At 35.2% G+C, this 26,676-nt stretch carries 22 protein-coding genes and 2 pseudogenes; 16 read left to right on the top strand and 8 right to left on the bottom strand.

The annotated features are described in order from the left end of the window. The 8 genes and pseudogenes from AAKU52_RS12290 to AAKU52_RS12325 form a co-directional block, all read right to left on the bottom strand. Positions 1 to 189, bottom strand: a pseudogene (locus AAKU52_RS12290) (hypothetical protein); the annotation flags it as partial. 146 nt (positions 190 to 335) lie between these two features. Beyond that, on the bottom strand, positions 336 to 887 hold the full coding sequence (locus AAKU52_RS12295; protein ID WP_354333856.1) for a WcaF family extracellular polysaccharide biosynthesis acetyltransferase: 552 nt from the start codon (positions 885 to 887) through the stop codon (positions 336 to 338). Between the two features lie 8 nt (positions 888 to 895). Then, on the bottom strand, positions 896 to 2,314 hold the full coding sequence (locus tag AAKU52_RS12300) for a glycosyltransferase (RefSeq protein WP_354333858.1): 1,419 nt from the start codon (positions 2,312 to 2,314) through the stop codon (positions 896 to 898). After that, a complete protein-coding gene (locus AAKU52_RS12305) occupies positions 2,304 to 3,485 on the bottom strand; it encodes an XrtY-associated glycosyltransferase XYAG1 (protein ID WP_354333859.1) in 1,182 nt (393 codons plus the stop codon). Before AAKU52_RS12305 ends, AAKU52_RS12300 begins: the two co-directional genes overlap by 11 nt. After that, complete coding sequence (locus AAKU52_RS12310; protein WP_354333861.1) at positions 3,482 to 4,903, bottom strand: exosortase Y-associated Wzy-like protein; 1,422 nt, start codon at positions 4,901 to 4,903, stop codon at positions 3,482 to 3,484. Before AAKU52_RS12310 ends, AAKU52_RS12305 begins: the two co-directional genes overlap by 4 nt. Further along, positions 4,896 to 5,972, bottom strand: a complete 1,077-nt coding sequence (locus AAKU52_RS12315) for a glycosyltransferase family 4 protein (protein ID WP_354333863.1) — start codon at positions 5,970 to 5,972, stop codon at positions 4,896 to 4,898. The genes AAKU52_RS12310 and AAKU52_RS12315 overlap by 8 nt, the downstream gene beginning before the upstream one ends. Before the next feature lie 13 nt (positions 5,973 to 5,985). Continuing rightward, positions 5,986 to 7,110, bottom strand: coding sequence for a glycosyltransferase family 4 protein (locus tag AAKU52_RS12320; protein ID WP_354333866.1), 1,125 nt, complete (start codon positions 7,108 to 7,110; stop codon positions 5,986 to 5,988). A gap of 1 nt (position 7,111) precedes the next feature. Further along, on the bottom strand, positions 7,112 to 9,421 hold the full coding sequence (locus tag AAKU52_RS12325; protein ID WP_354333868.1) for a GumC family protein: 2,310 nt from the start codon (positions 9,419 to 9,421) through the stop codon (positions 7,112 to 7,114). Positions 9,422 to 9,528: 107 nt separating this feature from the next. On the opposite strand from AAKU52_RS12325, the gene AAKU52_RS12330 reads away from it, so the two are divergent. The 16 genes and pseudogenes from AAKU52_RS12330 to AAKU52_RS12405 all read left to right on the top strand — a co-directional run bounded on the left by AAKU52_RS12330 (position 9,529) and on the right by AAKU52_RS12405 (position 26,673). Next, positions 9,529 to 10,272 carry a glycosyltransferase family 2 protein gene (locus tag AAKU52_RS12330; protein ID WP_354333870.1) on the top strand — a complete coding sequence of 248 codons (744 nt, stop codon included), beginning with the start codon at positions 9,529 to 9,531 and terminating at the stop codon, positions 10,270 to 10,272. 107 nt (positions 10,273 to 10,379) lie between these two features. Continuing rightward, entirely contained in the window at positions 10,380 to 11,306 is a 927-nt protein-coding gene (locus AAKU52_RS12335) for an MraY family glycosyltransferase (protein ID WP_354333873.1), read from the top strand. Between the two features lie 56 nt (positions 11,307 to 11,362). Continuing rightward, positions 11,363 to 12,352 carry a type I glyceraldehyde-3-phosphate dehydrogenase gene (gene gap / locus AAKU52_RS12340; RefSeq protein WP_354333875.1) on the top strand — a complete coding sequence of 330 codons (990 nt, stop codon included), beginning with the start codon at positions 11,363 to 11,365 and terminating at the stop codon, positions 12,350 to 12,352. Further along, positions 12,352 to 12,732, top strand: a pseudogene (locus AAKU52_RS12345) (GNAT family N-acetyltransferase); the annotation flags it as partial. The gene gap and the pseudogene AAKU52_RS12345, both read left to right, overlap by 1 nt. A 48-nt stretch (positions 12,733 to 12,780) precedes the next feature. After that, on the top strand, positions 12,781 to 13,974 hold the full coding sequence (locus AAKU52_RS12350; protein ID WP_354333934.1) for a phosphoglycerate kinase: 1,194 nt from the start codon (positions 12,781 to 12,783) through the stop codon (positions 13,972 to 13,974). Between the two features lie 221 nt (positions 13,975 to 14,195). After that, positions 14,196 to 14,669, top strand: coding sequence for a division/cell wall cluster transcriptional repressor MraZ (mraZ, locus tag AAKU52_RS12355; protein ID WP_354333877.1), 474 nt, complete (start codon positions 14,196 to 14,198; stop codon positions 14,667 to 14,669). Then, positions 14,659 to 15,564, top strand: coding sequence for a 16S rRNA (cytosine(1402)-N(4))-methyltransferase RsmH (rsmH, locus tag AAKU52_RS12360; protein WP_354333937.1), 906 nt, complete (start codon positions 14,659 to 14,661; stop codon positions 15,562 to 15,564). Before mraZ ends, rsmH begins: the two co-directional genes overlap by 11 nt. Then, positions 15,561 to 15,974: an FtsL-like putative cell division protein gene (locus AAKU52_RS12365; RefSeq protein ID WP_354333879.1), complete on the top strand. Its 414-nt coding sequence runs from the start codon at positions 15,561 to 15,563 to the stop codon at positions 15,972 to 15,974. Before rsmH ends, AAKU52_RS12365 begins: the two co-directional genes overlap by 4 nt. After that, positions 15,964 to 18,060: a PASTA domain-containing penicillin-binding protein gene (locus tag AAKU52_RS12370; protein WP_354333881.1), complete on the top strand. Its 2,097-nt coding sequence runs from the start codon at positions 15,964 to 15,966 to the stop codon at positions 18,058 to 18,060. The genes AAKU52_RS12365 and AAKU52_RS12370 overlap by 11 nt, the downstream gene beginning before the upstream one ends. A 1-nt stretch (position 18,061) precedes the next feature. Beyond that, entirely contained in the window at positions 18,062 to 19,519 is a 1,458-nt protein-coding gene (locus AAKU52_RS12375; protein WP_354333883.1) for a UDP-N-acetylmuramoyl-L-alanyl-D-glutamate--2,6-diaminopimelate ligase, read from the top strand. After that, positions 19,519 to 20,766, top strand: coding sequence for a phospho-N-acetylmuramoyl-pentapeptide-transferase (gene mraY / locus AAKU52_RS12380; protein WP_354333885.1), 1,248 nt, complete (start codon positions 19,519 to 19,521; stop codon positions 20,764 to 20,766). Before AAKU52_RS12375 ends, mraY begins: the two co-directional genes overlap by 1 nt. Next, the gene (gene murD / locus AAKU52_RS12385; protein WP_354333887.1) at positions 20,766 to 22,106 is read left to right on the top strand and encodes a UDP-N-acetylmuramoyl-L-alanine--D-glutamate ligase; all 1,341 of its coding nucleotides are present in this window, start codon (positions 20,766 to 20,768) and stop codon (positions 22,104 to 22,106) included. The genes mraY and murD overlap by 1 nt, the downstream gene beginning before the upstream one ends. Before the next feature lie 4 nt (positions 22,107 to 22,110). Then, entirely contained in the window at positions 22,111 to 23,274 is a 1,164-nt protein-coding gene (locus tag AAKU52_RS12390; protein ID WP_354333889.1) for an FtsW/RodA/SpoVE family cell cycle protein, read from the top strand. Between the two features lie 10 nt (positions 23,275 to 23,284). Next, positions 23,285 to 24,394, top strand: a complete 1,110-nt coding sequence (gene murG / locus AAKU52_RS12395) for an undecaprenyldiphospho-muramoylpentapeptide beta-N-acetylglucosaminyltransferase (RefSeq protein WP_354333939.1) — start codon at positions 23,285 to 23,287, stop codon at positions 24,392 to 24,394. A gap of 1 nt (position 24,395) precedes the next feature. Beyond that, a complete protein-coding gene (gene murC / locus AAKU52_RS12400) occupies positions 24,396 to 25,751 on the top strand; it encodes a UDP-N-acetylmuramate--L-alanine ligase (RefSeq protein ID WP_354333891.1) in 1,356 nt (451 codons plus the stop codon). Beyond that, positions 25,744 to 26,673: a cell division protein FtsQ/DivIB gene (locus tag AAKU52_RS12405; protein WP_354333893.1), complete on the top strand. Its 930-nt coding sequence runs from the start codon at positions 25,744 to 25,746 to the stop codon at positions 26,671 to 26,673. Before murC ends, AAKU52_RS12405 begins: the two co-directional genes overlap by 8 nt. The last annotated feature ends 3 nt before the right edge of the window (positions 26,674 to 26,676 follow it).

Below are 26,676 nucleotides of genomic sequence, written 5' to 3' on the forward strand. Positions count from 1 at the left end.
AACTTGTATTTGCGGAAAGAAACCGTTTGAGTGTACTTTAAGTGAACCCCATTCCTCAGGTGGACTGTTGAGTTCTTCAAGTTCGAATTGAAAGGCTTCTTCGTCCTGTATAACACCCTTAAATTCGAAATTAGCTATAATAGTATCCGGAAGAAATAATCTGAGTATGGAGGTGTGGCTCGTGGGCATAAATATCAATCTTTATCAAAATACAAAGATAAATTTTTAGCCTCAGCCCACAACATTTGGCATTGATCCCCCAAAAGCCCCCCCTTTATTAATCAATGCCAAATGTTGTGGAGTGAAAAACTCTCATTCGCTTCTTATCATTAAATTTATATTATAACTCTGGCTTTTGTTTTCACCGCTGGATTTCCTTGATAGATAAAATACCTTTCCATGTCTTTTGTTGCAACTGAACCAACTGTTAATATTGCATGTGATTTAACCGTGACTCCAGCGCATACTGTTGCATTTGCCCCAATCCATACCCCATCTTCTAATATAATTGGACTTGTTATTAAGTCAAAGCTAGTTGTCTTATAATTATGGTTACCTGTTAATAACATCGCTTTCTGTGATACACAGACATTTTCACCAATGATGACTTCTTCTAAATTTTCTATATAACAGTTTGCAAGCCAGGAATGGTCTCCTACTCTTAATTTCCAAGGATATTTAATATCAATAAATGGTTTGATACGAACATCTATACCAATTTTCGCTCCGAATAGCCTTAAAATAGTCACTAATATATTACTATTGGGTATTATTCCAGATTTAAAAATGAAGAGATTGGTAATGTACCAAAGTACTATTCTAAATTTAGAGCCACCTACATTGTAACTGGTAGTGTGAAAAGCTTTTTTAAGTTGGGTCTTAATCATTTGATTCTTTAGGGTTTTATCTTTTTATCATTGAGCCATAGGTAAGTGGAAATCGCGATTATGGCATAAATAGTCCAGTTGAAGATTTCATGAGAATTAATTTTTAAAAATAGCGGAGCAGGTTTCCAATAAAGTGCAGTTAATACGAATCTCGTTATGTTTAGCAATTGAAACACGAAAACACCACACGTTAGATAGATTAATCTGTTTTTTAAAGTTTTAGGGTATGACAATACAAAAGCCCCAAATAGACTAAGTATTCCATAGCCCAGACAAGAGTAGACGAGTATAAAGCCTGCCCTTCCTTGTACATGCAGTCTGTTTGTATCAATATAAACCTCATAGCCCAATTTATTGAGTACGTTTGCAGTGGTTGTAATATTAAAATATCTCCATAGATTAATGTAATTAAGGTATTGATCCAGAAACTGGATATAATATCCTCCTGGTATGGTAAAACCGATAAATGCAAGATTGAAGAAATATAACACTAAAAATAGTGTAGGAAATAGAAACAAAAACCTTAGGTATTCATCATTTCTATATAGTCGCAATTGAGGAACTGTTTTTGTTTTTTTTAAATCATTAAGTTTTTCTTCTATCTTAATATCAACAATTAAACGAAACCAAAAACCTTGTAGAAAATGATAGATAACACCTGTTTTGCCATCTAATATACCACCTAGGAGAAACATTCGGTAGCTAAAATATAATATAGGCCTTGTATAATGTGGTAATTTCCACCATAGTTCTTTTAACGAGGCATTACGCTCATTTGGGGATCCCCAAAAGTTTGGTTTCAATGGTGATTTCCTCAAAAATTGCATACGTTCTATTTCTTCAATTGCCAGGAGGTCACTATATCTGTTGTGTTTTTCTATCCAAAAATTGATATGATTTTCTTTTAAGTTTTCCTCTAGCAGATGGCCTCTTTTCCATATTATGGTCTTTCCAGTCACTTGAAATTTGTGATCCATATTTTCATTTAAATCCGAATATCCTACATTGTAACGGAACATTTTTAATAAGTACTTGGGATAATAACCTCCAAATTTGATCCACTTGCCTTTAAATATGTTTTTCCTGTTAAAATAAATTCCATTTATATTCAGGTGATGTTCATTTTTAAATGTTAACAATAGTTGGAATAATTCTGGGGTAATTACTTGATCAGCATCAAGGCCTATAACCCATGGTGTATTTATCTCAAATAGGTTTAAAGCTACATTCCATTGTTTAGGATGATTTTCAAACACATTAAAAGCGGTAATTACTTTATAATGTTCACAAATTTGTATCGTTTTATCGGTGCTTCCAGAATCAAGGACAAATGTGCGAGCAGATAGGCCAGCTATGGATTCTAGTAACTTGGGTAAATGCTGTTCTTCGTTTAAGGTTAGAATAATAAATGAAAATTCAGTTGACATTTTTCAAGATTTGATGATACATATTTGTGTATTGTATTATTAAGCCCATTTCAGAATAGTCTTTCCTAATTATTTTAGGGGCTACTTTTCTTATCCTATCTCGTTTATTATAGTCTCCAGCAGCGAGATTAATAGTATGGGCTATGTTTTTAACGGACAGTTCTGTTACCCAACCCAGGTTATGTTTCAATACATAATTAGCCAGTCCTACTTCTTTGGTTACAACAACTGCTGTTCCTACAGAAAGACTTTCAATGACTACATTAGCAAAGTTCTCATTGTATGATGGAAGAATAAAAAGATCATGTTTTCTGATGATTTCAAATTTTTTGATGTTGTTCACAGCTCCAATCCAATTAATTTTTTGATGTAATTTTAAATCCTGACAAAGCTGTTCCAGGTATTTTACATAACTGGGTTTTCCATGACCCGCAATAGTTAACTGCCAATTTATTTTTAATAATGGCAATGACATGATTAATAGATCTAATCCTTTTTTCTCTTCAATTCTTGACAGGAAAAGTAATTTTATTGGAATTGGTTGCTGTTTTTCTATACGTCCATTTGAATGAAAAAAACAAGGATACTCCACGAAATTTGGAATAATATTTACCCCTTTATATTTGTCTGTTGTTTTATGGACATCTTGTTTTTCTTTAACAGTAGTGACATGTAAATAACATTTTTTTAAGAGGTGTTTACCTAATAATTGGTGAATTAGATATTTGTAAAATGAATTCCTGTTTTTTAAGGTATAGGTAGTCAGCATCCCTCTTGGAGAAAGTAATACAGGTATTTTATACCACAAACCTATCATACAGGAAAATATGGAAATGGTATTCCACCAGGAATGAATGTGAATGACTAATTTGTTAGGATTTTCTAATTTATCCTCCTTTATCATTTTTATCAAATTAAAAAGTAACGTTGGAGTAAAATGTGTATTGTCTTTGGTGAGCCGCAAGAAATAATAAACATCAACTTTCGCCACTTTGGTTAAAACGTTAGTTTTTACATGAAGCTCCTTATTCCCATTCGCAGTGCTCGTTAATACTTTTATTTTGAAATTGTTCTTATGGAGTTCCTCACATAATTTGGAAACAGATAAGGTTGGTCCGCCGTAAATGTAAGCAGGTTTATAAGCTGGTGTAACCTGTAGAATCGTTATCATAAGCTTTGAATTTTAATTATTTTTAGGTGTTTTAAAATGTAGAAGATTAATAGCATGAGTATAAAGCCATAAACCATATTATTGATGATAAATTCCCAGTTATTACCTCTCCACAAGGGTTGAAAAATACTGTTAAAAATTACCATACAACCCAATTCATAGCCTCCAAATAGTTTTTCCGCTTTGTTACAAAGCCATTGAGCAATTGCGCCATAAATTAGCATAGTAAAAAATACACCAATTAGTCCTGCACTTAAATAACCATCAATTATTGTTCGTGTTTTTGCAGATACCGGTGATAACCTATTGGCTACTCCAGCACGATAAACCCTTTCCATTGATGTTTTTTCTGTAACCGGTTTTTGACTCCACAATGCTCTTGGTACCAATGCATAAAGTGAGTTTCTTAATATTTGCAATCCATAATAGGGCTGATGATCTGGGGTATTTTTAATGTACTGTGAGAACATTCCTATTTCACTTAATCTATTAGTTAAAAATGCCCAGTTATTATTAGTAATTAATAGCTCTTGCCGGCCACTGGCAAATGTCTCATAAGCTTCTGCTCTGGCATCTTGTGGGCTTTTGTTCCCTGTCCAGGATTCTTTTCTTACTATAGTAGTAAGTGTGGGTAAAATGTATACTAATAAAATTAGGACAGGTAAAAAAAGAATGGTAATGATATTCTTAAAATACGGGTAGGCAAGAAAACTTATAGTAATTAAATTAATAAGCAGAATCTCTTTGAATCCTGATACTGTAGCATTCAGTAGATTTATTACAAATAAAAGTCCACCAAAAAGTATGAGTAAGGGTTTTTTATTGGCAAGGCCCAAAATAAGGATAAAGGCTTGTCCGGTTGTAGAAACAGATAAAAGATAGTATTTGAATTGTATTAAGGCTGGGGTGAAATTTATTAGGAAGGCAAAGATCATCGTACCTAGCGTGAGCTTAACTAACAGCTCTGTTATTGGAATGCTGATTTTATATTTTTGAAAGTGTGGTGTTTTTAATTGTGCAATCAATCCCATTACTAAAGCAATGTGGCCAAGGAGCACCAATCTTTGACAGCTGGCCAGTAAATACGTTTCTTCATTTACTATAAAGTGGCTGTAGCGCTTGTCACTTAAGAATTCAAAGCCTAAATGATCTGCAAAATAAAAAATAGAAGTACAGCACATATAACCTGCAAATATGAGTTGCAGGAGCACAATTGGGCGCATGATCTGCTGTGTTAATGACTTGTCCAGCTCAATGCAACGTAACGGTGATAAAATTGTAATGTAAAAAATGAAAAAAGATCCGCCAAAAGCAATTAGAAATGACATAATTGGATGTTCCAATAAAAGTTGTGTTAAAAACCATGGTAGACTTATGGTTATGATAAGGTTGATTTTAGCTGTGCTATTTTTATGCATAAAGTGACTTTAAAATATTTTCGACCTGAATTTTAAAGCTCCAATCATGAATGATAATTCTGGATTGTTTACCGGCATTTCTCAGAAGGATAGGGTTGCTTAATAAATAATGGAGCTGTTCTTTGAAGTGTTTAAGCTGATTGCTTTTAAAGATTCTTCCATTTTCCTGTTTTACTAAATCTGCTGCTGCACCACATTGATCAGAAGCTAATACTGCTTTTCCACAGGCCATTGCTTCATTTATAGAAAGTCCCCAGGATTCCGTTTTTGAAGGCATACAAAACAAATCACTAGCCTGGTAAAATGCTGGCATCAATTGTTGGTTTTGAAAAGGTAAAACATGAACATTGGCATATTTCTCAGCCTCAATTTTAAGTTCATTTTCCAGTTGACCGCTTCCAATAAAAAGTAAGTGAGTATTTTTTACATTTACTTCAACAAATGCCTGCAATAACATTAATATGTTTTTGTTAACATTGAATTTCCCTGTAAAAAGCACCAATACATCTGTTTTTGAGATACCTAAACTTTTCCTCACTTCAAGTGTGTCTTGTAGAAAGGAGAATCTTTCATTATCTATGGCATGGGGCGAAAATATTAATTGGGCTTCTTTCAATCCGAATTTTTTAAAATAATCCTTGTTATTAGTACCGGTGTAAAGTGCAATAGTCACATGCTTATATACCCATGTTAAAAATATTTTTTTTGTGAATTGCTTCCACCAAGGTAATTTTCTTAATAAAGTGGAGTCGCCTCTAAAGATGATTTTGACTTTATTTTTAAAGTGTCTTAATAATTGAAGATGGCTCTTTGGCGACCAGCCATAAATTAAAATACAGTGTGGTTGGAAGTTTGAAATTTGAGTGTTTTTAGTTTCATTCTTCAACCATTCAAAGTTATAACCACTTAACATTGGGATATCCCAACAAATTTCACGTTGAAACTCGTTGTCGTAAACCTTTTTGTTTTCAGCAGAATAGAATACTTTTAATTCAATTCTCTCCGTCAATAGTTGAAATACAGGTACATAATATTGTATGGGATGGGTGACCACAATTGCAAGTCTCATAATCAGTTTTCAATTAATAGGCATTTAAGAGTTTTTTAACTTTATTTTTGTATTGGGAATAATTAAAGTTTTGTATGCAGGTCTGTTGTGTTTGACTTGCGGTTTTTAAATCATCTTTATTATTTAAAATTTTACTAATGGTTTTTTGTAACTGCTTAATGTTTTCAGGGTCAATGATTTCTCCTATTTCACCATTTAAAACAGCATCCCTGCTTCCATCTTGGTTTCCACAAATGATTTTGCGCCCACAGCCTGCCGCTTCAATAAGTACTATTCCAAAGCCTTCCTTTTTACTGGTAAGTATAAAAATATCTGCTAGCAGATAGTGGTCGACGAGTTCCTCTTCTGCTATAAAACCGATTAATTTTACCTGATGTTGAAGGTTGTTTTTTATTAATATTTCTGATAGTCGCAAGCATTCATCCCTATCACATTCTCCTGCCAGCAGATAGCACAGATCAGGGAATTCTTTCAAAAGTGTGGGTAAGCATTTAATTATTTGATTATAACCTTTGTCCTGCTCATTTTTAGTAATCCTGGTAATGACCAATAGTACTGGCTGTTTTTCTGTTAGATTGTATCTTTTTAGCAGAAATTGGGGCTTGCTGAATGTTGCAGGGAGTTTAAAGAATGGATCCAGACAATTGTGGAGTATTTCAACCTTCAGGGCATCAATGCTATGTTTTTGAACGAGTTGTGTGGCGGTGAAATTACTAACAGACCAAATACGCATTCCTTTACGCATAAATAGTGATTTCCAAAAGGGTATCGATCTCCAAACTTCAATTCCATGTGCAATTAAAATAATGTTAGTTTTTGGCATAATCAATTTTATGCTAAGTGCCACTGCAGCAAGATTAATATGACTAATAATAATTGTTGTTGCAACAACACCACTTTTTATAGCTTCCAATCCAAATGCAAGCCTATTATATTCGAAACCTTTAAATCTTTTGGTTACAAGATATCGTTCATCTAAATCTTTTGTTTTATCACAAAGTGAAAAAACCTGTAAGTCTATGTGATTTCCAGCAAGGTCAGATAGTGTTTTACACATCGTTCTGCATACCTTCTGAATTCCACCTGTTTGACTAAAAATACTAAGTGTTAAAAATAGAAATTTGTCGTTTGAATCCATTTTAGAACTTATTTTCGTTTACGCTAGCATAGTGTTCATAAGATTTTTCATTAGAAGACAGACTATAATAACTTTTATGAACAGGGCTGCTATTAAAGGCATTTAGTACTATTGACATATTAGATAAATTGAATTCTTTTGAAAGTTTTTCTGGTAGTGTTGCCGCCAGACGTCTTGAAAACCCATAACGTAATACAAAAAAGTTGATGTCTGCCATCCTCATTAAGGGAATGCTATCTGATACTAATCCCACAGGTGCGGAATCTAATATGATGAAATCATACCGTTGCTGTAGGTAATTTACTAAAGCAAGCATTTTATCTGATTGAATGAGCTCCGATGGATTTGGAGGAACGGGACCAGCTGGAATAAAATCTAAATTTGTAAACCTGGTTTCTAGGCAAAGGTTTTCAATAAACTCTTGCCCCGATAAATAACTACTTAACCCTGAAATGTTACTGGTTTGAAATGTTTTATGTAGTTGTGATTTCCTTAAATCTGTTGAAACAACAATTACTTTTTTATCAATCAAGCATAACGTTCCTGCTAGATTTAATGACGTAAAAGACTTGCCTTCCCCTGCTATTTCTGAAGTGATGCATATAACTTTTCCATTGTTTCCAGTAACCATGAAACTTAAGTTGGCCCGCAGGGCCCGCACAGATTCTGAAAATAGCGATCTTGGATTGTCTATTGATAAAATAATATGCTGATCAGAAGATCCTGTATGCTTTCTAATGGAGCCAATTATAGGCATTTTAGTCAATTCTTCAATGGTTTCAACATCGTATAAAAATGGATTTAAATTGCGGACTATAAATATTGATAATGTTCCCATTATCAATCCTGCCAGAAGAAAATCTTTATAAATGCTTGCCTCCACGGGATACACGGGGGTGGTGGATAGTACTGCATCGTCTATGACTTGTGCTCCAGAAGTTACTGCTGCTGTTGAAATATGTGCTTCAAGTTTTTTCTCAGAGAGGTAATTATAAACTTTTTGGTTTATGTTAAAGTCTGATTGTAAACTAATGTAATCACCTTCTTTTCCGGGGGTAGATTCAATACTTAATTTAATTTCCTGTATTTGCTTATTGAGAAAGGCAAGTAATTCTTTGTTTTTTAAATCTTGACTTTTAATATTGGTGCTTACTGCCAGTTTAATTACATTAATCTGCTCATCTAAATCTATCATAAAAGCAGATTCAGGCTGATAGATTTTTAAAGATTCAGTTTTTTTGTCGATTAATAAATTGAACTTATTTAGCAGCATTATCAATTGCTGGTCTTCTACCCCTTGTAAATCGAAATTGGGGGTATTTAGATTATGGTTTCTTTCAAGAACTTTGCGAAGTGCTGTTGTGAACAAATTTTGAATAGTAAGGTTGTGCTTTTCTGTTTCAAGACTAGTAAGCCGGTTAGTTAACGATTCTGCATTTGTGGATACATTTAGCATTTGATTTGAGGCTTTGAATTGCTGTATATCTATGGCTGACTTTTTAAGAACTAAGGACATGTTTTGAAGAAGTGTGTCAATATATAATGAAGTTTGTTTGATAGAAACTGAGCGTTGTGACCTGTCGAACTTCTGATACTCCTGTAAAATGGAGTTTAATATATCTCTTGCAAAATAAGGGTTAGCTGCAGTGAAAGTTAAGCTGAGAATATTCGTGTTTTGATTATCATCAATCTTTAATGATTTATTAATCTTTGTCAAGAGGTCGTTTACTTCATTAAACCTAAAATAATATACTGTTTGCGGCAGCTTTCTGTCATTTTTAGGTGCAAAGATTCTAAACTCAAAACCATTCATTGTAATGGTTTTTCCAAATTTATGCTGACTTGTCCTTTCAAAATGCTCAAAAGTGTACGAAAGCTTATACGCTTCATGGTTAATGGCTTCAAATTTAAATAAGGTATTATGAGTTTTTCCTTTTGGGATTTTAATAACCTGAATAGTTATTGGCTTTTGCGGATAGAGATCCGTAAGGTAATAGTGCTCATTTGAAAAGTAGGATGTTTTATAGTCTAATGCAATAATTGCTTTTGTTAATACATTCCTTGAATAGATAATTAATTTCTCTGATTCTGATTTACTGGTTCGATCATAAATGTTTTTAATATTGATTAATTCAGATAACTCTGATTTCTTTTCGTCAAGTTTAATTGAAGCACTAGCACTGTAACTTGGTGCTGTTAAATAAATAAAAAAATAGCCACAGATAATCGATAGCACTACTGAAGCTAAAAGGTAATACCATTTGTTCCATAGAATCTTTATGTATTTTATATAACTAAGAGGTTGTTCCATACAGCTTTTTATTTTTAATTTAAAAAATACAATTATATGTTATGTTAAAATAATATTTTACTTATATTTATTTTGTGTTACTTTTGATGTAAATCTATTAATTAAAAATGAAAGTTAGTATAATTACTGTAGTTTTAAATTGTGCAAATTATATATCAGATTGCATTGATTCGATTTTGATACAAACTCATAAAAACATTGAATACATTGTGATAGATGGAAAGTCTGTTGATGGAACGATAGCTGTTATCGAAAAATATTTACCCTCTATTGATTATTTTATTTCCGTTCCTGATGAAGGCATTTATTCTGCCTTAAATAAAGGATTAAGTGTAGCAACAGGTGAAATAATTGGGATTTTGAATGCAGATGATGTGCTGGCGAATGCTCATGTGATATCAACCATCGTAGAAAATTTCAAAAATTCAACATGTGATGCTGTATATGGAAATTTGAATTATACCTCTCGAAACGATATCAATCAAGTGATTAGGAGATGGCGTTCAAAATCTTTCCGCAGAAATGCTGTTAAATATGGTTGGATGCCCCCACATCCCACTATCTATATCAAAAAGGAAGTTTTTTTTAAACATGGTAATTATTCCATGGAATATGGTCACTCCTCAGATTATGAATTAATTTTAAGGTTTTTCTATAAACATCAAATTGTTGCTGTTTTTGTTGATCAGTTATTTGTGAAAATGAGAATGGGTGGAGTTAGCAATGGAAGTGTCAAGCAATTGCTAAGAGCTTGTTCTGAGGATTACCGGGCTATGATTTTAAATGATATTCCAATTCCGCTAGTGGCTATAGTTGGTAAAAAATTAAGAAAAATTGAACAATTTTTATGATGTATTACTTCATTATCGCAGTTCTTTCATTTTTGAGTGTGATATTATTACTTTATGTAATAATTTGGTTATCAAATAAATATAAGTTTTATGATAGGAACCATTCTTTGAAAAGTAGTCCACATCATATTTCAAGGTTAGGGGGAGTAGGTATTTTTGTTGCCTTTTTTATGGGGCTTTTCTTTTTTATTAACGACTTGGGTGAATCTCCAGATTTTTCTTTTTATTTGGCTGTCATTTTTTTGTTTTTATTAGGCTTAAATGATGATATTTTCGATCTTAAAGCTTGGGTTAAATTTGTGATCCAAATTTTCGTTGTGATTTTTGTTGTAACTTATGGAGAGATAAAATACCTTACTTTTATTTTTGATAGTATGGCAATAAATGCATTTGCAGGCACTATATTTTCTGTAGTTTTACTGGTTTATGTTGTTAATGCTTTCAATTTAATAGACGGAATTGATGGTTTGGCTGCAATGCTTGGAGCCGTAATTAATTTAATACTAGGTTTAGCCCTCATCTTAAACGGAGATTTATTATATGGTGGTTTAGCTTTCGTATTATTTGGAACCTTATGTGGGTTTCTGGTATTTAATTTTTCTCCGGCAAAGGTATTTATGGGCGATTCGGGCTCTATGATTATTGGTTTTATATCATCTGTGGTGGCATTGAGGTTCATTGAGCTTAATAAAGAAGTTTTTTATTCCATTTATACCAGTTCTGTTGTTGTTCTTGCCTTATTTATAGTGCCAGTTTATGATACCTTTCGTGTTTTCTTTATTCGCTTGAGATTAAATAAATCACCATTTAGAGGCGATGAAAATCATATTCACCATCGTTTGAGGAAACTTGGCTTCTGTGACTGGCAAATTGTATTTCTGCTCACTTTTTATACGCTTGTCATGGTTTTTTTTGTCATATTGCTATATGATATTGGTGATGTGTTTCTGTCTCTGATCCTTTTAATAACTTGTATTCTTTTTAATATAAGAATTGATTATCTCTTGAAAAAGACTTTGATTCAAAAAACTTAATTGGAATTATCTAAAATAACTATACAGAATATAGGTATTTTTGCGACCTCATGAATATGAATATAGCTATTAATGGTTTTGGTAGAATTGGACGCATTTTTTTACGTGCAGCACTGGATAATAACTTGAATGTTGTTGCCATCAACGATCTTGCACCTCCTGCTACGCTTGCCCATTTGTTTAAATATGATACTGTACATCGTGGTTTTAAAGGAACCGTAAAGGTTGAAGACCATGCAATTGTCATTAATGGAAAAAGAATCCTGATTTTTTCTAATCCAATTGCAAATGAATTACCCTGGTTGGAACTAGATATTGATTTAGTTTTGGAGGCTACCGGAATGCATACTTCCCGGCGTAAAGCATCTTTACACCTCGAAGCTGGTGCCAAGCAAGTATTGATTTCAGCGCCTGCGAGTGATAAAGACATTCCTATGGTGATTTTGGGCGTAAATGACTCAGAAATCAACCTTAAATCTTCCATTTTATCTAATGCATCATGTACCACCAATAATGTTGCACCAATGGTGAAGCTACTGGATGACAATTGGGGCATTGCTGATGGATATATTACAACAATTCATTCTATGACCGGTGATCAGAATTTGCATGACGCACCACATAAAGATTTGCGAAGAGCTCGAGCAGCTTCAGCATCTATTATTCCTACTACTACAGGTGCCGCTAAAGCCATAACTCATGTTTTTCCCCATTTGGATGGTAAGCTTGGAGGAGCAGGGATTCGTGTCCCTGTACTTAATGGCTCGCTAACAGACTTTACTTGTATTTTAAAAAAACCGGCTACCATTTCCGAAATTAATGCAGTATTTAAAAGGGCCTCAGAAATTGAAATGAAATCCATCCTTGAATATACTGAAGATCCAATAGTTTCGGTTGATATAATAGATAATCCTCATTCCTGCATTTTTGATTCACAGCTCACTTCCATTGTTGGCGACCTGGTTAAAGTAGTTGGTTGGTATGATAATGAATCTGGTTATTCTGCCAGATTGGTTGATTTAATTTTAAAAATTTCAGAAAAATAATGGTTAGTTATATTCGTTCAGAAGATACACTTTTGTTGAGAAGCCGTGTTTTAAGAAGTAATATACCTTTAGATCAATGTGTTTTTCAAACCGATGTCCAGGGATTCCACCTGGGGATTGTTATGAAGGAGAAAGTAATTTGCATTGGCAGTTTTTTTCCGGAAGACCATCCAGCGAATGTTAAGGGAGGTTATAGGCTTCGTGGAATGGCTACAGACCCTGTATTTGCTGGATACGGTTATGGAAGGGAGATGATAAATTTTGCAAAAAATGAACTATTAGCAGCTAATGCTTCTTATATTTGGTGCAATGCAAGGAGTTCGGCTGCCGGCTTTTATAAAAATTTAGGCTTTGATGTCATTTCTGATGAGTTTGAGATACCCGGCGTAGGAATGCATTTTAAAATGTTATATAATTTAAATAAAATGATGAAAACAATAGATCAGTGCAATTTTAAAGACAAAAAAGCTTTACTTCGAGTAGATTTTAATGTTCCTCTGGATAAAGAATTTAACATTACAGATGATAAGCGTATGCGCGCTGCTTTGCCAACTATTAATAAGATTTTAAATGATGGCGGTTCAGTAATTTTAATGTCTCATTTGGGGAGACCTAAAGGTGGTCCTGAAGCTAAGTTTTCATTAAAACATATTCTAGGTGATCTTTCAAGAATGCTTGACCTAGAAGTGAAGTTTTCAACAGATTGTATTGGACAAGAAGCAACTGATAAAGCTTTAAATTTAGTTCCTGGACAAGTATTGTTGCTAGAGAATTTACGTTTTTACAAAGAAGAAGAAGAAGGAAATAAAGAATTTGCCGGTAAGTTGGCAAGTCTGGGAGATGTGTATGTTAATGATGCTTTTGGAACAGCACATCGTGCTCATGCTTCTACATCAATTGTTGCTGAATTTTTTCCAACTGCAAAATATTTCGGTTACTTAATGGCAGAAGAGTTGAAAAATGCTGAAAAAGTTAACCATCATGCTGTTAAGCCATTTACAGCAATCATGGGAGGAGCTAAAGTCTCAGATAAGATTCTTCTCATTGAAAGCCTATTAGATAAAGTTGATAACCTGATTATTGGCGGTGGTATGGCTTACACTTTTGCTAAAGCCCAGGGAGGTGAAATTGGCACATCATTATTAGAGGCTGATAGAATGCCCCTTTGTTTAGAGCTACTGGAAAAAGCTAAACTTAAAGGAGTGAAAATCTTTTTGCCTCTAGATACCGTAATTGCTGATAAGTTTGATAATGAGGCAGATAAGAAAACAGTGAATACAGGTGAAATTCCACAAGATTGGATGGGATTAGATATTGGCCCAAAAAGTATTGAATTGTTTTCTGAAGTCATTAAAAATTCTAAAACCTTATTATGGAATGGACCAATGGGTGTTTTTGAAATGGACAATTTTGCTCATGGTACCCGGGCAATTGTAGATGCTGTTGTGGCAGCAACACAAGAAAATGATGCCTTTTCTTTAATTGGTGGAGGCGATTCTGCAGCGGCTATTGCTAAGTTCAACATGGAAGATAAAGTAAGTTATGTGTCTACAGGTGGCGGTGCTCTTCTGGAATACATGGAGGGAAAAGAATTGCCTGGCGTTAAGGCGATTAATTCCTAATACTTAGAGTTAATGTAATAATTTTTAAAGTTATAATTGAGAAAAGCGACTCCCCTAGATGGAGGCGCTTTTCTGTTTTTACCACCTTTTAGTACCCTTAAGACCTGTATTTAAAATAATTCAAATAAAATGTAATATGTTGAAAACTTTTTGTGGTAAAATGTGGTAAAAAGTGGTAGAAGTGCCTATTTTTACACTACATAAAATGTGTATATATTAGAATGGTTCAACTATTAGGAGAGTTTGATTGTAAGTTAGATGCGAAGGGCCGCTTGATGGTGCCTTCTAGTCTGAAAAAGCAATTGCCTAATGTAGACCAAGAGGGTTTGATCATCAATAGGGGTTTTGAAAAACACCTGGTTATTTACCCGAAAAAAGTATGGCAATCCATTGTTGAAGATTTAAGTCGATTAAATGCTTATGAACAGAAAACAAGGGATTTTATCAGGTATTTTACCAGAGGGGCTACAGAATTAACATTGGATGCTACCGGTAGGGTTAATTTACCGAAACCATTATTGGAGTCTGTTGGGATTTCAACCAACACAGAGATTGTACTGGCTTGCCAGTTTGATAAAATTGAAGTTTGGTCAAAAACTGCTTATGAAGCATTATTTGACCAAGAACCCGAAAACTTCGCCAAATTGGCTGAAGAAATAATGGGGAATTTGAATAGGAGGGATGATGGAAAATAATTACCACGTACCTGTGCTGCTGGATGCATGCATAGCAGGTTTAAATATTAAACCGGATGGCGTTTATGTGGATGTTACTTTTGGTGGTGGTGGACATTCAAAAGAGATTTTAAAAAAATTAAACAAAAACGGTATTCTTATCGCTTTTGATCAGGATCCTGATGCCCAAAGAAATAAAATTGATGATCCCCGTTTTTTATTTGTAGACCAGAATTTTGCCTTTTTAAGGAATAACCTCCGTTTGTTGGGTTATAAACAGGTAGATGGAATTCTTGCAGATCTTGGTGTTTCTTCCTATCAATTTAATGAACCCGCGCGAGGCTTTTCAACCAGATTTGAGTCGTCATTGGATATGCGGATGGATAAACAAGGTGACCTTACTGCTGCTGATGTTTTAAATAAATATGCAGAAGAAGATTTGCATAAAATTTTCGGTATATATGGTGAGGTTAAAAATGCTAAATCGCTGGCCAGGGCCATCGCAACGTCAAGAATGGCAGAGCCAATTTTAACACTTGCCGATTTCAAAAAAGCAATCGCTGCACATATCCCAAAAGGTAAAGAGAATAAATACTTGGCTCAAGTTTTCCAGGCTTTGCGTATAGAAGTAAATGGAGAGATTAAGGTGTTGGAGAGTTTTCTTGAACAAACAGCTGAAGTCCTGAAGCCTGGAGGTAGATTAGTGATTATGTCTTACCATTCTTTGGAGGATAGGCCCGTTAAGAACTTTTTAGCGAAAGGTAAATTCAAAGGTGAAGTGGAGAAAGATTTTTATGGTAACCAGCAAAAGCCTTTTAACGTTATTACCCGGAAAGCAGTTATAGCAGATGAAGAAGAATTAGCAAGAAATAGCAGGGCGAGAAGTGCTAAATTAAGGATTGGGGAAAAACAATGAACCGTTTTCTGAAAAATAATGAAGAAAATCCTGAGCAAGATGAAGAGCCCCAGTTAAAGGTTGATAAAAAAGTGAAAAATCCGGAAAATGGAAAAACCTTTTTTAAAAAGCTATTAACTGAGGGTGTGGTTACTAAGGAAGCTGCGACAGAAATGTTGCCGTTTTTGTTGTTTATATCCTTTTTGTGTATGCTTTATATTGCCAACAGTCACATGGCTGTGAAAAATATCAGGGATATAGATAAGTTGAGTAAAGAAGTGAAAGAATTAAGTTGGGAGTATAAGTCTTTGAAAGCCGATCTGATGTTTAAAAGTAAGCTCACAGAAGTAGCAAAAAAGGTTGATACTTTAGGCATAAAAGTACTAACTGAGCCCCCTAAAAAGATAATTGTAAGTTACGATGAATATTAGAGCGAACATCTTATTGCGTGTTTATCTGTCTTTTGGACTGATTGTATTGCTTGCCGTAGCAGTGTTGGTAAGGTTATGCGATGTACAGTTTGTAGAGGGAGCTAAATGGCGTGCCATGGCCGACAGTCTCTCTACAAAGTACATTAATATTGAAGCCGCTCGTGGTAATATCTATTCTAACGATGGAAGTTTATTGGCTACCTCTGTTCCTGAGTATGAATTACACATGGATGTTTTTGCAGGTGGTATACAAGATAATGATGTGTTTTATGGAAAAGTAGATTCTTTGGCTTTACGATTATCTCAGTTTTTTGGAGATAAAACACCGAAAGCATATGCCCGGTTTTTACGTTCTGCAAGGCAGGATACTGCACGTTATTTGTTAATTAAACGTAAAGTAAATTATCAGGATCTTAAAACGATACGTACATTTCCATTGTTTAACATAGGGAAATATACAGGTGGTTTAATTGCTATTCAAAAGAATAAAAGAATTTTACCTTTTCAGGCGCTGGCAGCAAGAACCATTGGTTATAAAAATGTAAATGTTGCTAATGCTGTTGGTTTGGAAGGTGCTTATAGTGATTACATTAATGGCGAAAGTGGTAAAAGATTAGTGCAGCGAATTGCTGGTGGCGTTTGGATGCCTGTAAATGAGGAGGCTGAAATTGCGCCAAAAGATGGTGCAGATATTATTTCTACCATAGATATCAATATGCAGGACCTGGCGCAAAATGCATTAGAAAAGCAATTGATCGCTAGCGATGCACATCATGGCTCAGTAATTTTAATGGAGGTCGCAACGGGTGAAGTGAGAGCCGTTGCTAATTTCACTAGGGTTTCTAAAGGGGTTTATAAAGAGCTGTTTAATTATGCTATTGCTGGCAATCAGGATCCGGGGTCAACTTTTAAACTCGCTTCTTATATGGCTTTATTGGAAGATAAAAAAGTTGATACCAATACTTTGGTAAATACTGGCAATTATAGAATTCCGGGTCATACTATTAGAGATTCTCATGGTAGCATTGGAGTTGTTACTGTAAAACAGGCATTTGAAGAATCTTCTAATGCCGCTATTGCAGAATTGGTAAATACGCATTACAAAGAAGAACAATCCCGCTTTACAGACCATCTGTATGATTGGCATTTGAATGAGAAGTTAGGTCTTCAAATACCAGGGGAAGCAAAGCCTGTAGTTAAAAATCCTAAGAATAAAAGCTGGAACAAAAATATGACATTGCCTCAAATGGCTTATGGTTATGAGATGCAGCTTACGCCTTTAAAATTATTATCCTTTTATAATGCGGTTGCTAATAATGGAAGGTATGTTGCACCCATCTTTGTGAAAGAAATAAGAAGATTAGGGAATCCAATTGAACAATTCAAAGCCAGAGTTGTAAATGAGAAAATTTGTTCAGATGAAACATTGGGTAAGGCGAAAGCTTTGCTGGAAGGTGTGTTTTTGAATGGAACAGGGAGAAGTCTGGCTTCTCCTTTTTATAGGATAGCGGGTAAAACAGGAACAGCTCAAGTGGCTGATGGAAATAGGGGATATAAGGCAAAGAAACAATACCAATCTTCATTTTGTGGTTATTTCCCTGCAGATAAACCAAAATACTCCTTAATGGTAACCGTTAACGATCCCCAAGGACTTTATTACGCTGCACTTGTTGCTGGCCCACCTTTCAGAGAAATTGCCGATAGAATTTATGCCAGCGACATGCAAATGTATAATGAGGTTACAGATCGTTTAGTAGGAAATACGGTTAGCCCGCAGGCCAAAGCCGGACAATCAAAAGATATCAAAAAAGTTTATCAGGCTTTTGGAATAAAAAGTTTATATGCTGCAAAATCTGATTACTTTAACAGCATCGATACAACCAATGGCATTGTATTCCAGGAATATAGTGATGTAAAAGGGTATATGCCTAATATTAATGGCATGGGGCTTAAAGATGCCTTATATCTTGTGGGCAATGCCGGATTAAAAGCGCAGGTTAAAGGTAGTGGGAAAGTATTTAGCCAGTCCATTCCTGCAGGAAGTAAAATAGGAAAAGGCTTATCAGTTCAAATAGAATTAAATTAGGATGGAATTGCAAGATATATTATATGGTGTAGCAATAACAAAACTGGTCGGATCTACCAATAGAAATGTTAATGCTTTAACTTTTGACTCCAGACAAGTTGTTCAGGACGCCATATTCTTTGCCGTAAAAGGAGCTTTGTCTGATGGAAATGCCTTTATCAATCAAACGATTGATAAAGGTGCTAGTGTCATCATTTGTCAAGAAATACCTCCCGAATTAAAAGAAGATGTTACCTATATACAAGTAGAAGATACGAATTTGGCGTTAGGCAAAATGGCAGCTAACTTTTATGGTCATCCTTCAGCCAAATTAAAGTTGATTGGCATTACCGGAACGAATGGCAAAACAACCATAGCTACACTATTATTTAAACTTTTTATTGAATTGGGTTACAAAGTAGGGCTAATATCAACTGTTCAAAACCAAATCAATGAGGAGATTTTAACTGCTACACACACTACACCAAATCCAATTGCTTTAAACGAGCTTTTAGATAAAATGGTAAACACGGGATGTGATTTCTGTTTCATGGAAGTAAGTTCACATGCAGTGGCACAGCACAGAATTGAAGGACTTCAATTTGCCGGTGGGGTTTTTTCGAATCTCACGCATGATCATTTAGATTTTCATAAAACATTTGACAATTACCTGAAAGCAAAAAAAGCTTTTTTTGATGTTCTGCCTAAATCAGCTTTTGCACTCGTAAATGCAGATGATAAGAATGGAGTAGTAATGCTTCAGAATACCAAAGCATTAAAGAAAACTTATGCCTTAAAGCAAATGGCAGATTTTAAATCCAGAATTATTGAGAACAGGTTTAGCGGACTAAACTTGGAAATCGATGATGTTGATGTTTTCTTTAAGCTAGTAGGCTCATTTAATGCGTCGAATTTATTGGCAGTTTATGGAACAGCCATGTTGCTCGGAGAAGATAAATTAAATGTGCTAACGGTTTTAAGTAACCTTACCGGTGCAGAAGGTAGGTTTGATTATGTAAGTAATAAATTAAATATTATTGGTATTGTCGATTATGCACATACACCTGATGCCATACAAAATGTTTTAAGTACCATACAAGACATCAGGAAAGGTATAGAACAAGTGATTACCGTCATTGGTTGTGGTGGCGATAGGGATAAAACCAAACGCCCGATCATGGCACAAGTTGCCTGTGATTGGAGTGATAAAGTTATTTTGACTTCCGACAATCCGCGTACAGAAAACCCTCAAACCATTGTAGAAGAGATGGAATTAGGTGTTTCCCCAACAAATAGGCGTAAAACCTTAACCATCTTAAACCGAAAGGAAGCCATTAAAACAGCATGCTTACTCGCTAAACCTGGTGATATTATTTTACTCGCCGGTAAAGGACATGAAAAATATCAGGAAATTAACGGGGTAAGGCATCATTTTGATGATAAAGAGATATTAATGGAACAGTTAAACTTAATCAGCTAATGTTATATCATTTAATAGAATATTTACGTCAGCATTACGACTTCCCAGGATTAAGGTTGTTTCAATACATTACCTTCAGAACTTCCCTTGCCATCATAATTTCCCTGATCATCACCACTGTTTATGGTAGAAGATTGATCAACTACCTCCAAAAGAAACAAGTAGGTGAAACGGTAAGAAACTTAGGCTTAGAAGGCCAAATGCAGAAACAGGGAACCCCAACTATGGGTGGGCTCATTATTCTGCTGGGTATTTTAGTGCCAACTTTGTTACTTGCTAATTTGACGAATATTTATGTTATCCTGATGATCATTACCACCGTGTGGATGGGTGCAGTTGGGTTTCTGGATGATTATATTAAAGTTTTTAAAAAGAATAAAGAAGGACTTGCCGGCAAGTTCAAAGTAGTTGGGCAAGTGGGCTTAGGATTAATTATTGGATATACTATGTATTTTAATCCAAATATTGTAGTGCGCCAAACGGTTTCTGAAACAGAAAAGCCAAGTGCAACAGCTCCTATTATTTTAAGGGAAAAAGCTGGAAGTTACTATTATACTCAGGATGTTAAATCTACCAAAACCAATGTCCCTTTTTATAAGAAAAATGAATTTGATTATGCAAAGGTTGTTAAGTTTTTAGGGGATGGTTATGAGAAATATGCCCTTGCAGTATTCCTTTTATTTACCGTTATCATTGTTACCGGGGTTTCCAATGGGGCAAACATAACAGATGGTATAGATGGGCTTGCCACAGGCACTTCTGCAATTATTGGAATTACCCTTGGTTTGCTGGCCTATGTTTCTGGAAATACCGTGATTGCTGATTACCTGAATATCATGTATATACCGAATTCTGGCGAACTGATGATTTTTGCTGGCGCTTTTGTGGGCGCCTGTGTGGGCTTTTTATGGTATAATTCTTACCCTGCCCAAGTCTTTATGGGCGACACAGGGAGCTTGGCTATAGGGGGTATTATTGCCGCTTTTGCCATAATGATTAGAAAAGAATGGCTAATACCTATTTTATGTGGCGTGTTTTTAATAGAAATCTTGTCCGTAGTGATACAGGTAAGCTATTTTAAATATACCAAGAAACGTTTTGGTGAAGGCAGAAGAGTGTTTCTAATGTCTCCATTACATCACCATTACCAGAAAAAGGGATATCATGAAGCCAAAATTGTTACCCGGTTCTGGATTATCAGCATATTGCTCGCTATAATCACCATCATCACCTTAAAAGTTAGATAATGGAAAAGCGCATCGTCATATTAGGAGCTGGAGAAAGTGGAATAGGGGCAGCTATGCTTGCTCAAAAGCAGGGTTGTGAAGTTTTTGTGTCGGATTCCGGAGCTATTGCACCAGGTTATAAAGAAACGTTAGAGCGACTAAATATTCCTTTTGAAGAACTGCAACATACAATGGTGCTGCTATTAAATGCGACAGAAGTTATCAAAAGTCCAGGTATACCTGAACATGCTTCGGTTATTAAACAAATAAGGGCCAATGGTATACCAGTGGTGTCGGAAATTGAATTTGCAAAACGTTATACTCATGCGAAAACCATTTGCATAACCGGGTCTAATGGTAAAACTACGACCACCATGCTGACCTATCATATCCTTAAAAAAGCAGGATTGAATGTTGGTTTGGCAGGTAATATTGGGCATAGTTTTGCCGCACAGGTAGCTACCGAAACATTTGATTGGTATGTATTGGAAATATCAAGCTTTATGCTTGATGATATGTATGACTTTAAAGCTGACATTGCCGTACTACTTAATATTACACCTGATCATTTGGATCGTTACGATTACCAGATGGAAAAATATGCTGCCTCAAAAATACGCATTATACAAAACCAAACTGCAAGTGATTATTTCATTTATTGCGCTGACGACGAGGAGATCATTAATGCTTTAAATAGCACCAATATTCAAGCTATTAAATATCCTTTTTCTATTTTAAAAGAAGTTGAGAAAGGTGCCTGTTTAGCAGGTAATGATCTTCAAATTAACATAAACCCTCAAAACCAATTCACCATGTCTATAACAGAATTAGCCTTACAAGGCAAGCATAACATCTACAATTCAATGGCATCTGGAATTGTAGCGAAAATTTTAGACATCCGAAACCTCACTATTCGGGAAAGTATGAGGGATATGAGAAATATTGAACACCGCCTGGAGCATGTTGCGATAATTTCTGGTGTTGAATATATCAACGATTCTAAGGCAACTAATGTAAACTCCACTTGGTATGCCCTGGAAAGCATGAGCACCAAAGTGGTCCTTATTATGGGAGGTGTTGATAAAGGAAATGATTATAGCATGCTTAAAGAGTTGGTGAAAGATAAAGTTAAAGCTATAGTGTGTTTGGGTAAAAACAACAAAGCTATTCACAAAGCATTTGATAATGATGTAGACATCATTGTCAATACATTTTCAGCAGTGGAAGCGGTACAAGTTGCTTATCATCTTGCCAAAAAGGGTGATACTGTATTATTATCGCCTGCTTGTGCAAGTTTTGATTTGTTTCAAAGCTATGAAGACCGTGGCAACCAGTTTAAAATAGCAGTAAAAGAATTATAAGAATATGAAGGCCGTTAATGCAATTTTAGAGAAAACCAAAGGCGACAGATGGATCTGGTTGATTATCATTTTATTGTCTCTAATTTCTATTCTTGCTGTTTATAGTGCAACAGGTACGCTTGCCTATAAACATGGGGAGACTGTAGAAAAACTCCTCCTCACTAAGCACCTTATTTTTGTGGTGATGGGTATTGGTATGATCTATATTTCGCACCTGCTTGATTATAAATATTACGCCGGTATATCTAAGGTGCTGATGATAGTAACCATACCTTTACTGTTTTACACCCTTGTTTTTGGGGCCAGTCTAAATGAAGCTTCCAGATGGGTTAAAATTCCAATTATTGGCTTAACTTTTCAAACTTCCGATTTGGCTAAGTTGGCGCTAATTACCTTTTTAGCGCGGATGTTAACCCGTAAACAAGAGAATATTAAAGATGTAAAGAAAGCATTTGTACCAATTATGGGTTCAGTACTCATTGTCTTTATTCTGATTGCGCTGGCTAACTTATCCACTGCCCTTATGCTTTTTGGGGTAAGTATTTTATTGTTAATTATTGGCCGTATCAGCATTAAGCAAATTGCTATTGTTTGTGCTGGTGGATTAGTGCTCTTATTGTTGGTTGTTTTTTTAGGGCCAAGACGGGATACTTATAAATCAAGGATCAACTCGTTTCTTCATCCTGAATTGCAGAATTCTGATAAAACATATCAGGCCGATCAGGCAAAAATAGCATTGGCAGCAGGCGGCATATTTGGTAAAGGTCCGGGCAACAGTATACAGCGTAACTTTTTACCACACCCTTATTCAGATTTTATTTTTGCCATAATCGTAGAAGAATATGGGCTGGTAGGAGCCCTTGTCATTATAGTATTGTATCTGGTGTTGCTCTACAGGTGTGTAAGAATTGTTACCCAAAGTCCTAAGGCATTTGGCGCTTTGCTTGCCGCAGGGTTAAGTTTTAGTTTAACTATACAGGCATTTGCTAATATGGCTGTAGCAGTAGGCTTAGGTCCAGTTACTGGAGTGCCCTTACCATTGGTAAGTATGGGTGGAACTTCTATGATTTTTACCAGTATTGCCTTCGGAATTATATTGAGTGTGAGCCGGGATGTAGAAGAAAATAATAAAAAAGTTGTTGTAGGTGAAATTCCTGCAATGGCATAACGTTTAAATGATGGGACTAACTAAAATAATTATTTCAGGTGGCGGTACTGGCGGGCATATTTTTCCAGCCATTGCAATAGCTAATGCGTTAAAGCGCAGAGAACCTGGTTGCGAAATATTATTTGTAGGTGCTGAAGGTAGAATGGAAATGGAAAAAGTTCCTGCTGCCGGCTATGAAATTGTAGGGCTCAAAATTAATGGTATTCAGAGAGGCTCCATATTAAAAAACCTATCCTTACCCTTCAAAATCATTGGTAGCCTTCGTAAAGCATTAAAACTTATTGACACCTTTAAACCCGATGTTGTGGTTGGTGTTGGCGGCTATGCCTCTGGCCCTTTATTACTTGCCGCATCATTAAAAAACATCCCTTATTTAATTCAGGAACAAAATTCATACGCAGGTATTACCAATAAGTGGTTGGGTAAAAAGGCTTCAAAAATATGTGTTGCATTTGATGGCATGGATCAATTCTTTCCCGCTTCAAAAATACTTAAAACAGGAAACCCAGTAAGGCAGGAGGTCATTGACGTAAACAATAAACACTTTATTGGTGCAGAGCTGCTTAAACTAGATCCTTTAAAGAAAATTATTCTGGTTACCGGAGGCAGTTTAGGTGCAGGTACATTAAATAAAAGTATAGAAAAACATATTCAGGAAATTGTTGACCAAGATATCCAGTTGGTGTGGCAAACAGGTAAATTTTATTATGCAGGTATCATTAAACGCCTGGGGCTTGACTTTCATCCCAATGTGCGTATTTTGGAATTCTTAAATCGCATGGACCTTGCCTATGCAGCGGCAGATGTTATTATTTCAAGGGCTGGCGCAGGTACCATAGCTGAGCTTTGCCTGGTTAATAAGCCGGTTATTTTAGTTCCTTCTCCTAACGTAGCTGAAGATCACCAGACAAAAAATGCCATGGCCTTGGCAAAAAATAACGCCGCTATAATTGTAGTTGATCGTTCTGCAGAAGACACTTTGGTGGAAACTGCATTAGCATTATTGAATAATAAAAATAGATGTGAAGAACTTTCTATGAATATTGGGAAAATGGCACTGCCAATAGCAGATGAGCTTATTGCAACAGAGGTTTTTAACTTAGTACAAAAAAAGAATTAATATGGAATTGGAAGCAATTAACAGGGTATATTTTGTAGGCATCGGTGGAATCGGTATGAGTGCACTTGCCCGTTATTTTGCAAAACGTGGTACGCTGGTTTGTGGTTATGATAAAACTAGAACAAACTTGACCATTTCATTGGAAAGGGAAGGCATCACCGTTAATTACCTTGATGAGGATGCTGGGTTGCCAATTAGTTTTCGTGAAAAAAATGAGGACACACTGATCATTTATACCCCTGCAATTCCTAAAGACTCAGTTATACTTAATTTTTTTAAGAACAATGGTTTTGTACTAAAGAAAAGAGCGGAAGTATTGGGCATCATTAGTAGAGGTCAATTTTGTATTGCTGTAGCAGGTACACATGGTAAAACAACTACCTCTTCCATTATTGCTCATATTTTAACCCATAGTGGTTTTGGCTGCACAGCTTTTTTAGGTGGTATAGCCACCAATTACGATAGCAATTTCCTGATTGGGGAAAACAATGTAGTAGTGGTTGAAGCAGATGAATATGATCGTTCTTTCCTAACATTGAACCCTGATATTTCCATTATAACCTCCACAGATGCCGATCATTTAGATATTTATGGAGATGCAGAACAATTACATGAAACCTTTCAGCTTTTTGCTGCACAATTGAAATTAGATGGCACTTTGTTTGTTAAAGAAGGGTTAACTATTCCAAATGGAGTAACTTATGGCTTAAATGAACAGGCCTCAGTAAACGGTGGCAATATTAGAGTAATCAATTCCCGTTTCCTGTTTGATTACCATTCTGAACAAACAGACATTAAAGACTTATCTTTAATGTTACCTGGAAAACATAATATAGAAAATGCAGTGGCAGCTATTGCTGTAGCATTGAAATTAGGGATTGAGGCTCAGGATATTAAAACCGCTATAGCTACTTTTGAAGGCGTAAAAAGAAGATTTGAATATATTGTAAAAACTAAAACTCATATTTATATAGATGATTATGCACATCACCCACAAGAATTAAAAGCATGTTTTGATGCAGTACGACAACTCTATCCTGAAAAAAGACTAACCGTCCTATTTCAACCTCACTTGTTTACACGAACACGAGATTTTGCAGCAGATTTTGCGACTGTTTTAAGCACGGTAGATGATTTATTATTGTTGGACATCTATCCTGCAAGAGAATTGCCTTTGGAGGGAATTAATTCGCAGTGGTTATTGGATAAAATTACCTTAAACAATAAAACAGTTATAAATAAAGAGGTGGCGCTGCAAATAATAAAGAATAAACAACCTGAACTGCTCCTCACTGTTGGCGCAGGTGACATAGATACACTGATTCAACCACTTAAACAAATTTTGAGCCATGCTTAAAGGCATCAATTGGAAATCTATTTTGAAAGTATTTGCCTGGGTATTTAGCCTGGCCGGAGTAATTGTGCTCATGAGTTTTATCAGTGTTAAAAGACATACTGTAAATTGCAGCAACATCAAAATATTTATACCAGGGGCTGATAATTTTATTGAGAGGGAAGAGGTCGATGTGCTATTAAAACAAAGTCAGGGAAGTTTAATTGGCCGCAAACTTTTAAATATTGACCTCAATGAAATAGAAAGAAAAATGATGTCCAACCCCTATATCGCCTTAGCTAAAGTATATGCCGATATGGATGGAGTAATACATATTGAGATTAAGCAAAGACAACCGATTTTAAGAGTAATTAATGCAGGTGGACAAGATTTTTATATTGACAAAGAGGGGTTAAAGATGCCGGTTTCGGCAAATTTTACTGCCAATGTATTAGTAGCCAATGGAAATATTAGGGAACACTTTAGTGGTAGATTAGACACTTTATCGACTAAGAAAGGACAGGATTTATATAGAACTGCTTTATTTATAAATGCCGATACCTTGTGGAATGCACAAATTGAGCAGATTTTTATAGACGAAAGACAAGATATGGAATTAGTGCCACGTGTAGGTAACCAGCGCATCATTCTGGGTAATGCTGATTCGTTGGAAATAAAAATGAAAAATTTAATGGTTTTTTATAAAAAAGCGATGCCAAAAGTTGGTTGGGATACCTACAAAACAATTAACATAAAATTCACAAACCAGATTGTTTGTGAGCGAAATTTCCCTGATTCTACAAGGCTACTGTTCCTTAGAGAGGCAGACAAAGATCATAAACTTAAGATAGCTAAAATAGCTTTGAGTTTAAAGAATCAGAGTGATAAAGCTGCAAAAGAAGTGAAAACGGAAGCAGGGAAAAAAACAAGTAATAAAACGCATTAGTCA

Source organism: Pedobacter sp. CG_S7 (assembly GCF_040544395.1).
Taxonomy (GTDB): Bacteria; Bacteroidota; Bacteroidia; order Sphingobacteriales; family Sphingobacteriaceae; genus Pedobacter.